At 40.0% G+C, this 12,240-nt stretch carries 13 protein-coding genes; all 13 read left to right on the top strand.

What is annotated here, in order from left to right:
- Positions 1 to 28: 28 nt before the first annotated feature.
- Complete coding sequence (locus AB685_RS01005; protein ID WP_047968696.1) at positions 29 to 292, top strand: cory-CC-star protein; 264 nt, start codon at positions 29 to 31, stop codon at positions 290 to 292.
- 11 nt (positions 293 to 303) lie between these two features.
- Positions 304 to 1,257, top strand: coding sequence for an ArsA family ATPase (locus AB685_RS01000; protein WP_047968695.1), 954 nt, complete (start codon positions 304 to 306; stop codon positions 1,255 to 1,257).
- Between the two features lie 328 nt (positions 1,258 to 1,585).
- The gene (locus AB685_RS00995) at positions 1,586 to 2,497 is read left to right on the top strand and encodes a CBASS cGAMP-activated phospholipase (RefSeq protein WP_047968694.1); all 912 of its coding nucleotides are present in this window, start codon (positions 1,586 to 1,588) and stop codon (positions 2,495 to 2,497) included.
- A 67-nt stretch (positions 2,498 to 2,564) separates the two neighbouring features.
- Positions 2,565 to 3,386 (top strand): adenosylmethionine decarboxylase, encoded by an 822-nt coding sequence (speD, locus tag AB685_RS00990; RefSeq protein ID WP_047968693.1) that lies wholly within the window; start codon positions 2,565 to 2,567, stop codon positions 3,384 to 3,386.
- Between the two features lie 108 nt (positions 3,387 to 3,494).
- Complete coding sequence (locus AB685_RS00985) at positions 3,495 to 3,932, top strand: YrvL family regulatory protein (protein WP_047968692.1); 438 nt, start codon at positions 3,495 to 3,497, stop codon at positions 3,930 to 3,932.
- A 115-nt stretch (positions 3,933 to 4,047) separates the two neighbouring features.
- Positions 4,048 to 5,115: a nitronate monooxygenase gene (locus AB685_RS00980; protein WP_047968691.1), complete on the top strand. Its 1,068-nt coding sequence runs from the start codon at positions 4,048 to 4,050 to the stop codon at positions 5,113 to 5,115.
- A gap of 140 nt (positions 5,116 to 5,255) precedes the next feature.
- Positions 5,256 to 6,590, top strand: a complete 1,335-nt coding sequence (locus tag AB685_RS00975) for an alkaline phosphatase (RefSeq protein WP_047968690.1) — start codon at positions 5,256 to 5,258, stop codon at positions 6,588 to 6,590.
- A gap of 119 nt (positions 6,591 to 6,709) precedes the next feature.
- Entirely contained in the window at positions 6,710 to 7,834 is a 1,125-nt protein-coding gene (locus tag AB685_RS00970) for an FAD-dependent oxidoreductase (protein ID WP_047968689.1), read from the top strand.
- Between the two features lie 71 nt (positions 7,835 to 7,905).
- Positions 7,906 to 8,280 carry a nucleotide excision repair endonuclease gene (locus tag AB685_RS00965; protein ID WP_047968688.1) on the top strand — a complete coding sequence of 125 codons (375 nt, stop codon included), beginning with the start codon at positions 7,906 to 7,908 and terminating at the stop codon, positions 8,278 to 8,280.
- A gap of 164 nt (positions 8,281 to 8,444) precedes the next feature.
- On the top strand, positions 8,445 to 9,917 hold the full coding sequence (locus tag AB685_RS00960; protein ID WP_053073685.1) for an FAD-binding oxidoreductase: 1,473 nt from the start codon (positions 8,445 to 8,447) through the stop codon (positions 9,915 to 9,917).
- On the top strand, positions 9,917 to 10,477 hold the full coding sequence (locus AB685_RS00955) for an MFS transporter (protein WP_047968687.1): 561 nt from the start codon (positions 9,917 to 9,919) through the stop codon (positions 10,475 to 10,477). The genes AB685_RS00960 and AB685_RS00955 overlap by 1 nt, the downstream gene beginning before the upstream one ends.
- A gap of 161 nt (positions 10,478 to 10,638) precedes the next feature.
- Positions 10,639 to 11,547, top strand: a complete 909-nt coding sequence (locus tag AB685_RS00950) for a hypothetical protein (RefSeq protein WP_047968686.1) — start codon at positions 10,639 to 10,641, stop codon at positions 11,545 to 11,547.
- Between the two features lie 40 nt (positions 11,548 to 11,587).
- Positions 11,588 to 12,223 carry a DUF4129 domain-containing protein gene (locus AB685_RS00945; RefSeq protein WP_047968685.1) on the top strand — a complete coding sequence of 212 codons (636 nt, stop codon included), beginning with the start codon at positions 11,588 to 11,590 and terminating at the stop codon, positions 12,221 to 12,223.
- The last annotated feature ends 17 nt before the right edge of the window (positions 12,224 to 12,240 follow it).

Genomic DNA, 12,240 nt, shown 5'->3' with positions numbered 1-12,240 from the left:
TAGAAAGAAGAAAGGAGTTCCCAATCAAATGGACATCCTGGAAAAATTCAAGAAAGTCATAGATATTTATGATGAGATACTACAACAGCCACACAGAACCGAAATCGCTCGGGAATTGAGAGATGAAGAGGACCTTTTCACCTTACTCTGCTTTTCGGAAATGCTGGGACTCCAAAATCCTGCATTCTACTATACCCTAGAGCTATATCCATTTGTCATTGAAAGGTTCCATGATTGGCACCTTCGAATGGGAATGGAGAAATCTCCGCTTAATGGAATACGTTGCTGCTAGGAGGATTCAGAATGAGTAAACTATTAAACCATAAGATCATGTTTATCGGCGGTAAAGGAGGAGTCGGAAAATCAACTACAGCTTCGGCCATTGCACTATTATTATCCGAAGACAATAGAAAGGTCTTGCTGGTATCGACAGATCCTGCTCACAATATTGGGGATATCTTTCATGTAAAACCCAAAGATACAGCATTGTCGATTAATCCATATCTGCATCTATTAGAGATTAACCCACAGGCGGAATCAAAGAGATATATAGAAGAAGTGAAAACGAATTTAAAGGGACTGGTAAAGGCAACTATGGTGGAAGAAGTGCACAGGCAAATTGATCTTGCCAGCGCATCACCAGGAGCTGATGAAGCGGCTCTGTTCGACAAGATCACTTCCTTAGTATTGGAAGAATACGAATCTTATGACCACATCATCTTTGATACAGCTCCAACTGGACATACGATCCGGCTGCTTACATTGCCTGAACTGATGAACGTTTGGATCAGTGGCCTTCTGGAAAAAAGAAAGAAGGTACAACAAAACTATACCCAGTTGTTAAATGATGGAGAGCCGGTCGATGATCCAATTTTCGATAAATTGCAGGCAAGGAAACAGAAGTTCGTAAAAGTAAGGGATATTCTGCTAGACCCAAGTAAAACGGGTTATGGATTCGTACTGAATGCAGAACGACTACCCATCCTTGAAACGGAAAAAGCGATAGGCATGTTGGAAAAGCATGACATGAAAGTATCAACCGTTTTTGTAAATAAGGTTATTCCTGATAATGCAGACGGTGTTTTTATGCAAAACAGGAGGAAAAATGAACGTCCCTATTTACAACAGATCCATGGTATTTTTCACAAACAAGAAATTATTAAAATTCCTTTGTTTGAACACGATATTTCTACTGCAGAACATTTAAAAAAGTATGCGAATACACTGAAATCTTCCCACTCATTATTGAACTCCTAGGAAGGGTCAAGTTCACCCTTTCTTAAAAAGTAAGAAAATATAAAATCCGGTTGATTTCATTTACCGAAAGGATAACTAAAAACTATCTTAAAGAAGTGACTGGTTTCTAGCTGTAGATTGGAGCAAATAGCGTAGACTCCTACGGGGGAGTAGCGACAATCTTCCCGTGGAAAGCGAAGCTATTTGCGTAAAGGAACAGCGGCGATTAACCAAACAACTAAAGTTTTTTAGCACTAAAAGGACCGGGCGGTTTCTGCCCGGTTTTTCTTAGAGTTTTTTCCTGTTAGATGGAAAGCCTATTAAGAAACGAGTGCGGGAGTTAGTGTAAATGAAAATGTTATGCCTTGATGGGGGAGGAATAAGAGGTGTTTTTGCCGTTTCCATTCTCCAGGAGATTGAAAGAGAATACAAGCAGCCGATAGCGGAATTAGTGGATCTTGTTGCTGGAACGAGTACAGGCTCCATCATCGCCTCTTCCATTTCCATCAAAAAGCCGATGGAAGAGGTATTGGTTGGATATAAGGTATATGGAAAAAAGATTTTCACCCGTCAAGCAAAGGTGGGACTTTTTAAAAGTATATATAGCGACCGCCAGCTTCGTCGATTCATCATGCAGGCGTTTGGTAAGCGTAGGATGGCGGACATTACAAGTCCCCTGTTAATTCCAGCTGTGGACTTAACACATGGCCGGCCATTTGTTCACCGCTCCAATTATGGAAACAAGGCTGCGAAGGATCTTTCCGTTCATCTTTGGGATGCCGTACTTTCCTCTTGTTCTGCTCCTGTATATTTCCCTCCTAACAATATTGGAAACGACTATCTCTCGATTGACGGGGGATTGTGGGCGAACAACCCATCTATGGTTTGCATTACGGAGGGGGTGGGATATTTCAAAATGAAACTGGAAGACATGGCGATACTCTCAATAGGGACAGGGCTCCAAAAAATTGATTTTACCATTCAAAAAAATAAATACTGGGGAGTGAAACAGTGGCTGCCATTTCATTTTCCATCAATGAAGGTCACTCCGAAACTATTGGATTTAGCTTTACAGTTATCCTCTGAATCTGTGTCCTATCAATGCAGAAACCTTTTGGGAGACAATTACATCCGGCTCAATAAAGAGTTGGGGGGGGAAGTATCGTTTGATGATATTACATACATGGAAGAACTAATTGAATTGGGGCAGGCGGTCTATCATGAACAGAAAGAAGTAATTAGAGGATTCCTGAAATCTTGAATTGTTTTTTTCTATAACAGAAGGGGTACTATAGATAATAGAAAAATAATGAAGGGGGAATTTTAAGTTGTCTTCAGAAAAAAGGATTACATTACATGAATTTAATAATTTAACAAAGTCCCTGAGTTTCAATATGTATGATATTTGCTATACCAAAACAAAACAGGAACGTGAATCATATATAGATTACATTGATGAACAATATAATGCGGACCGGTTAACGAAGATATTGAAAAATGTAGCAGATCTCATTGGAGCACATGTCCTGAATGTTGCAAAACAGGACTATGTTCCTCAAGGTGCAAGTGTTACAGTGCTTGTTTCTGAGGGACCTGTGGTAGAGGTGCCGACAGAGTCTTATGAAGAGTCACCCGGACCATTACCCGATTCTGTGGTATGCCAACTCGATAAAAGCCATATTACCGTTCATACCTATCCGGAATACCATCCGGTAGAAGGGATTAGTACTTTCCGTGCAGATATTGATGTATCAACCTGTGGAGAAATTTCACCGTTAAAAGCATTAAACTACCTGATACATTCTTTTGAAACGGATATTATGACTATGGATTACCGAGTTCGTGGATTCACTAGGGACATCAATGGTAACAAACTGTTTATCGATCATGACATCAATTCCATCCAAAACTACATACCAAATGATGTAAAGAGCCTTTACGATATGATTGATGTTAATATTTATCAAGAGAATATTTTCCATACTAAATGCCGTCTAAAAGATTTTGACCTGAACAATTACCTTTTCGGCTACTCAAAGGATACCTTGTCAGACGATGAACGGTATGAAATAACCAACAAACTTACCAATGAAATGGATGAAATTTTCTATGGGAAGAATATCAACTTTGGCTACCGTGAGGACGAGTAATTATAAAAAAGTGATAAGTCGATATAAGACTTATCACTTTTTTATTGTCATGAATAACCTATGTTCTGAATAACACCTATTAATAGGATAAATAAAGGGGTTGTCAACATGGGACATCACGATCCGAATTTGAACGGTTCAGAAAAGTTGATTTTAGCTATTTCCATGACGTTTCTTGTGTTCCTGGCCATTTTTGTAATTGGTGGGGGATTTGTGTTCGGTTTCGCCGGACTTTTCCAGCTCTTCAGTGTTCATTATGAAACCAAAAGTGCTCTAGTGTATTATGTCATGCTACTGATACCGCTTACTTTATTGTTTGAAGTCGCAACATTTTTCATTTTTTTGAGATTCGTTGTTTTTTTAACAAATAAATGGCTGGTAATGTTTGTATCAGCAGGAATTAAATTTATATTTATATGGATTCCTTTGTATATTACAGATGAGCTGATGAGTTCCATGGTAGTCCCTTTATATACGGAACTGGTAGCAGCACTCCTGCTTTTTTTACTTGATACCATATTTTATAAAAAATCAAATAGTCTATAGCTAGCATGGTTACCGTCACCAGGGCTTCAAAATGTTAATATATATATGTACACATACTCGCAGTTTGATTCTTTGCGAGTTATTCCATAATAACGATTCAGAAAAGAGGGAAATCATGAAGTTGAAGACCCCAATTTGTTCCATGTTGAATATCGACTTTCCCGTCATTCAAGCCGGCATGGCCGGGGGCGTCACCACACCCGAACTTGTGGCTGCAGTGTCTGAAGCGGGGGGACTTGGTATGATAGGAGCAGGGTATATGACGCCCGAAGAATTAAAAGTATCAATTGATAAAGTGCGTAGTCTCACAGATAAGACGTTCGGTGTGAACATCTTTAAAGTGGCGATGGCCGCTTCGGATTCCAGGACAAGTGCGCTTCAAGAGAAATATATTCCCATCTATGAAGAACTGGATATAATCCCGGGTAAAGATCCATTACTTTCAAAAAATTATTATCATGAACAGTTTGATCTTTTGATTGATGAGATGGTCCCTGTTATATCCACAACATTTGGGATTCCGGGCAAACAGGAAGTAAATAGCTTAAAAGAGAAAAACATTATCTTGATGACCATGGTCACTTCTGTTCAAGAGGCTTTGGAAGCTCAAAGTGCAGGTGTACATATTTTGGTTGCCCAAGGTAGTGAAGCAGGAGGACATCGAGGGACTTTTCATATTAACGATGGCCAAGGTGTTTTAGTTGGGACGATGGCGCTAATTCCACAAGTGGTAGATGCAGTTCAAGTACCCGTCGTCGCTGCAGGTGGAATAATGGATGGGAGAGGATTGGTTGCTTCCCTGGCACTTGGGGCCCAGGGGGTACAGCTTGGTTCTCGCTTTCTGCATGTAACGGAGAGCGGAACAGATCCCACCTATCAAAACGCTCTTCTTGAAAGCACTGAGGTTGACACAGTCATTACCAGTTCCTTTACCGGTAGACCTGCCAGAGCCGTTAAAAACAAATTTACTGATTTACATCAACAAGAAGGGATGCAACCGCTTAATTATCCCATTCAAAACCTCCTTACATCTCCGATTAGATCAACAGCAAAACAGCAAGGGAACCAAGAATATCTTTCCTTATGGGCTGGACAAGGGGTAAGGATGATGAAGAGTGGTCAAAGTGTGGATGAAGTGATGAGGGAGATTGTCAATCAGTCTAAGAGTATTTTAGATTACTAGGTGATCATTTTGAAAATGTAAATCTACTGTTAAGAAATCACACTATTTTTGTCAAATAACATTAAACGTTTCTTCATACCTCCTTTACATGGCCTTGCTATCTTTGACTTGTAGTAAAAGCGCTAAAGGAGGAAGAAAACATGTACAAAAAGATTGCAAGTGTAGGCATCGCAGCAGGTTTATTATTTTCAGGAATGCAGGTGGATTTTGGTTTTAATGAAGCTCAAGCAAAAAAGGCAGAGGTTAATGAACAGCAAAAACAAGGTAAAGTTAAAAATGTAATCTATATGATCCCGGATGGATATAACTCAGACTATGCAACGAATTATCGTTGGTATAAAGGGGAGGAATCCTCGTTTGATCCACATGTAAAAGGGCTGATCAAGACCCATTCAGCTGACACGGAAGTTACTGATTCCGCAGCAGCAGGAACAGCGATGGCAACTGGTGAGAAAACAAATAATGGGATGATCGGCGTGACACCTGATGGGGAGGAAGTCGATTCCATTTTGGATGCAGCTGAATCCTCCAAGAAATCTACTGGTCTAGTAGCTACTTCGACTATTACTCATGCCACTCCCGCAGTTTTTGGTGCAAGTGTTTTATCGCGGGATGATGAAGCAAGTATAGCTCCTCAGTATTTTGAAAATGGAGTGGACGTACTACTTGGTGGCGGTAGAGATTATTTCACCAGTAAGGATGAAGGCGGAAAGCAGGAAGGCGACAATTTAATAGAGAAAGCAAAGAAGAATGGGTATCAATATGTAACGGATAAGGACGAATTGAAAAACGCGGATGGAGAGAAGTTATTAGGATTATTTGCTGAAGATGCCATGGCTCCTGAAATGGAACGTAAAGAAACTGGAGAGCCCAGTTTAGCCGAAATGACCAGCACGGCCATAGATGCATTAAAGCAAAATAAGCAAGGGTTCTTCTTAATGGTGGAAGGATCACAAATTGACTGGGCAGGACACGCTCATGACCCAGCATGGGCAATGAATGATACAGAGGCATTTGACAAGGCGGTAGAAGCTGCTCTTAAATTTGCGGAAAAGGACGGAAATACATTGGTTGTTGTAGCAGGCGACCATGAGACTGGCGGAATGTCAGTTGGAGCAAACGGAAAGTATGACTTGAATATTGATATTTTGCATGATGTTACTGCGACAGGTGACACCATGGCCAGTGAGTTAAATGAAGAAAAAAGCAACGTAAAAGAAGTGGTAAAAAAATACACTTCCCTTAATTTGACTGAGGAAGAAGTGGTAAGCATAAAAAATGCGGAGGAACCTAACATTGCTATTAATGAGGTGGTAAGTGATCGTGCCCTTATCGGGTGGACAAGCACTGCTCATACCGGGACGGATCTTCCAGTCTATGCATACGGACCTAAATCTGATATGTTCAGTGGTCTGCTAGATAATACAGATCTTCCAAAATTAATGGCAAAAGCGATGAAAATGAAACTTAATTAACAGTTTAAAAGAAACCCATTCTTTTCAGAGAATGGGTTATTGTTTTTCGGTTGGAATTGAGAACAGACCACAAATCCTGTACACTTATCAATAAAGAATATATGAAAAGGGGCATATGAATGAAAAGTGTAGCAATAATCGGGGCAGGCATACTTGGGGCCTCTACCGCCTACCATCTAGCAAAATGCGGAGTACCTGTGACCGTAGTGGACCGGTTTGACAAAGGACAGGCGACAGATGCTGCAGCAGGAATCATTTGCCCATGGATCTCCCAACGACGTAACAAAGCATGGTACACACTTGTTAAAAAAGGGGCGAAATACTACACATCCCTAATTGAACAGCTACAACAGGACGGTGAAACAGAAACCGGGTATAACCGGGTTGGGGCTATCAGTTTACATAAAGACCCGGAAAAACTTATGAAAATGGCGGAAAGAGCCATAAAACGGAGAGAAGACGCACCCGAAATAGGCGAGGTAACGGTGCTTACTCCTGCACAAACAAAAGAGCTTTTCCCGGTTTTATCAGAAGAATACGGATCGGTTCATGTAAGCGGAGGTGCAAAGGTTGACGGGAGAGCATTACGTAATGCGCTAATAAACGCATCTAAAAAACATGGCGCAACATACTTGTCTGGTGATGCAAAGCTTATCATTGATGGAGGCATGGTAACAGGTGTGGTAGTAGGAGACAAATGCATCCAAGCTGATCAAGTAATTCTGACAAATGGAGCTTGGTCTCAGGAAATTCTTCAACCGCTTGGGATTCATTTCGATGTTGCCCCGCAAAAAGCTCAGATCATCCACTTGGAAATAGATTATAAAGAAACCCAGAGCTGGCCGGTGGTGATGCCGCCAAATAATCAATACATCCTGACTTTTGACAACGGACGGGTAGTAGTCGGTGCTACACATGAAGATGAAGCAGGGTTCGATACAAGAGTGACTGCAGGAGGAATGAATGAAATTTTAAGTAAGAGTCTTGAGGTTGCTCCTGGCCTGTCAGATGGTACATTCCTAGAAACAAGAGTTGGTTTCCGGCCCTTCACACCAGGTTTTCTTCCGGTCATTGGCAGTATCCCTACCCATGAGAATATCCTTATAGCAAATGGGTTGGGTGCATCGGGGTTAACCAGCGGTCCCTTTTTGGGTGCAGAGCTGGCAAGACTCGCAATGGGGGTACCCATGGAACTTGATATCCACAACTACGATGTCGGTGGTGCATTAAGAAAGCAAGTGTAAGAAAATGATTAGCTATTACTAGCTGATTGTGTTAGTATTTAGCTCTACTGAAAAAGAGGACGTGATATACCATGATAAAAATATCTATACCAAACCCGAGCGTTTCCATCACAGAACGCCAACAAATCCGTGTACAGGATGAACCGATCATTACACCTATCAACGGGTTTATTGATTTTCATAAAATACCAAGAGACCAAGGCGGAATCTTCATGTTCTTTAACATAAATGATGATCTGCTATTCGTAGGAAAAGCGAGAAAGCTGCGCCAACGAGTTAAAAAACATTTTGAGGACAACGTCTCCCCAATCAAAAACCACCGCGATGAAGTATATCGCATCGATGTTTGTATTGTAGAAGATCCAATGGAAAGAGAAATCTATGAGACATACATCGCCAATACTCTTCAAGCAAGATATAATGTCGAGAAGGTATTTTATAAGTAATGCCATAGCTGTTCTTCGCCAATAGAGGTGGGGGACGGCTTTTTTTGTTGATTATATGTCTTTTCCACCCGAATTCCCCAGACGAAACAAAACAATGAAACTTTTACTCGATAAAAAACGTTTAACTATATAAATAAAGAAACTTGAAATTATGGGGGAAACACATGAAATTTCGGCCGACAAAGAGAAAATTGCCTATTATGCTGCTTGCAGCATTGCTTCTCTATACCTGCATCTTCTCAACTTCCATCCTGCTGAACCAGTCCAAAGATGACTTGCTCATCCATGATGTCAGCAGACTTACAAAAGTGAAAGTAAAAGAGATTATTAGCGGTAAAGGGGAAAACGAACTAATTGATGTAGTCAAAGAAGCATCAGAAAACAACTGGAAAATTTCTATTGGAGGGACCAAACATAGCCAGGGGGGCCATTCTTTTTATGAGGACTCGGTATTCCTTGATATGAGAAATTACAACCAAATACTGGAACTGAATGAAGAGGATAAAACCATCACTGTTCAGAGCGGGGTTACCTGGAATCAAATTCAAGAATACATAAACCCTTTCGGTCTGTCAGTAAAAGTGATGCAGTCATCCAACGTATTTACCGTGGGAGGTTCTTTGAGCTCCAATGTTCATGGAAGAGATCCCAATTATGGCCCAATCATCGAAACGGTGAAATCTTTTCGTCTGCTTCAGGCGGACGGCTCCATTATCACTGTTAGCAGAGAAGAAAATCAAAAACTGTTTCCGCTAGTAATCGGTGGATTTGGTCTCTTTGGAGTCATTTTGGATGTAACCCTTGAGCTTACGGATGATGCATTATACATGTCTACCACTAATAAGATGGACTACAACGATTATGTCAATCATTTTAACGAGAACATTAAAGGAAATGATCAAGTAGGGCTTCATTTTGCCCGACTTTCAGTTACACCCGACTCTCTGTTGAGCGAAATGTATATGACCACTTATGAAAAATTGGAACCAGATAACGCAAACTATCCTGCTGATGTAGATGTGGAAGAATTATCTTTATTAGTAGAAGAAAAAAATGTTGCAAGAGACAAATTCTTTCTAGGGTTATCAAGGAAATACGACTGGGGTAAAACATTAACCTGGTATCTCCAGAAGAAAATCTATGGTGATGGAACAGAAGGGGAACTTGTTTCAAGAAATAATGCCATGAGACCTCCGATAAAATTTCTTGATTACGATTCTTCTCGAGATACGGATATTTTACAAGAGTATTTCATTCCGACTGAGAACTTTGCTGGTTTCGTGGATGACCTGCGAGAGATTATAGAAGAAGAGAACTTGAACCTCTTGAATGTAACGGTAAGATATACCCCTGCAAACAAAGAAGCATTCCTGAGTTACTCAGAGCAAGAAACTTTCGCCTTTGTCCTATATTTCAATCAAAAATTGAATGAAAAAGATATTAACAGAATGGAACAAAAAATAGTGGATGCTGCCTTGGAACAGAAGGGAACCTATTATTTAACCTATCAACTTTTTCCGACAGACGATCAAATTCGCCAAGCGTACCCTCAATTGGATGAATTCTTTGATAGTAAGAAGCAATTTGACCAGGAAGAACGTTTTTACCACTATTTCTTTGAAAGGTACAAAAAATAATGCGGCTAAAATGGATTATCGTTTCCCAAAGTGTTGTACTTTTTGGAACAGGTCTCGTATTTCCGTTCTATATCATTTTCCTCCGTGAAGCAGGAGGGAACTTTACAGATTTCGGAATTGCCTACGGCTTATTTACATTAAGTGCAGCTCTTGTTCATCGCTGGATTGGAAAAGTATCGGATAAAAAAGGAAGGAAAGTTTTCCTTTTAATCAACGCTTGGGGGACCTCCGTCTTGTTTCTGCTATTCCCGATGGTCAATGCCATATGGCAGGTCTTTTCCCTTCAAATCATTCTCGGAGTAATCGGGGCAATGCAGAAAACAAGTGAAAAGGCGTTGTTGGCGGATATGACAGATATTAGACAAAGGGGAAAACAGATTGGTGAGTATCATTTTTGGGTCTCGATTTTTTCCGGATTTGCTGTTATCGTTAGTGGTTTTCTTATAGATTTATTTACGGTAGATTTCATCTTTTATTTAGGTTCCATCATCTTGTTCGTGAGTGGGTGGATGGTAATGAGGATAGATGATCAACCATCAGTTGAAACGATGTATGAATAGAAAAAACAAAAAGTGGTGTCCTATGAAAACGGATGCCACTTCTCTATTTTCACAAGTAGAATTTAAAATAGATATTACATAAATAAAACTCGAAAATTGATAGATTAATGGTAAAATAGTCGATATGACAACATTTGGAATAGTATGAAGGAGGAAGAGGGATGAATAACCAGTTAAATAAACCTAAAGGATTCGGAGAGATTTTGGATCAGACATTCCGGATAAGCAAATATAAATTCAAGGATTTTATCACCATTCTATTGCTCCTTGTTGGACCGGTATATATACTACAAGCACTAATCGAATTGGCTGCAGGTAAGAGCTTTTTACGGCAAGAGGGAGGGGGAGCCACTTGGTATGAGCAAATGATGAACAATTTTGAACTGACAGAAGAAACTTCCACCAATTTTGCAGCCGACATAGGACTGGGCTTTGTTTCTTTATTGATTTTATTTACTTATCCAGTTGCACAAGCCGCTATATTAATAGGTGTTAACCACATCAAACATAATCGTGAATTTACATTTGGGGCATTGATTAAACAGGCATTTGGCCGGTTTGCTCCATTAATCGGCTCAACCCTTTTATACATAATTATTGCTTTTGGTATTATTGTAGGTTTTGTTTTTGTCGGAATATTCACTTCCGTAATTGTAATAGCTATGGACATGGTTATAGGAATCATTATTTCCATTGTTTTAACAATCGCATTATTCCTTATTGGAGCATTCCTGCTTACAAGGTGGAGCTTTTACTTCGGATCAGTTGTATTGGATAGAAACTCTCCTGGATTAACACGGAGTTGGAGGCTTTCCAAAGGTAGAACATTCAAGTTAATAGGAATTTATATTATTTTCTTTTTAATCACGCTTACCATAGGTGCAGCCGTGGAGCTTTCCTTTCAGATAGTACTTGGTAATAGTGTTCTGCTGGGATTAATTGTAAGCTTTACAACTTTATTTACTTCTCTCATCATGTCCGTGGGGTATGCAGTCATGTACTTGGATCTGAAGGTTCGTCATGATGCAGACGATTTAAGAGAATTAATTGATGATTATCACACTAGTTAATGCGTGCATCCGTACGCTTTCAAAAGGCAGGTGATGAGTAATGCTGAAAGAAAAAGAAGCTAGGGGAAAGCTAGAGGAAATATTGAAACAGGATGAATACCGGATATATTATGCTGACAATAGAAACTCATTGCAGATGTGGTGGGATGAAGTAAAAGCCTGGCTGGCGGACTTACTCTCCAGGCTTTTTCCATCTATGGAAAATACAAGCGGGACAGCCGGTAACATTTTGATTCTAATTTTAGGGCTTGTCATTATTTTCATGGTAGTCGTGCTGTCAATGTACATAAGCAGATACAGAAAAAATCGTGCCATAAAAGCAAAACAGCCATTTCAATCCAGCAATGAAATGGAATGGTCCTATTTTCAACATGTGGCAGAGGCAAAAAAATATGAAGACTTGGAAGACTATTCGCTTGCAACGCGCCATCTTTTTCTGGGAATACTTCTATTTTTCCATGAAAAAGAATGGCTCGAGGCAAAAATCTGGAAAACGAACTGGGAGTATTTCGAGGAATTGAAAAGAGGACATAAAAATCAAGCAGATCTATTTTTCAACTTTGCGCTCTTGTTTGACCGGGCAACATATGGCAAGCAACAAGTGCTTAAGGAAGAATATCAACGCTATCGGGACGTTGCGATGAAATGGATTCATGAAACACATGATGAAGGCTAGAAGGAAGGAGGGAGGAT

It is taken from the genome of Bacillus sp. LL01, assembly GCF_001037965.1.
The sequence above is the reverse complement of the archived record's forward strand: the minus strand, read 5'-3'. Positions and strand labels throughout refer to the sequence as shown.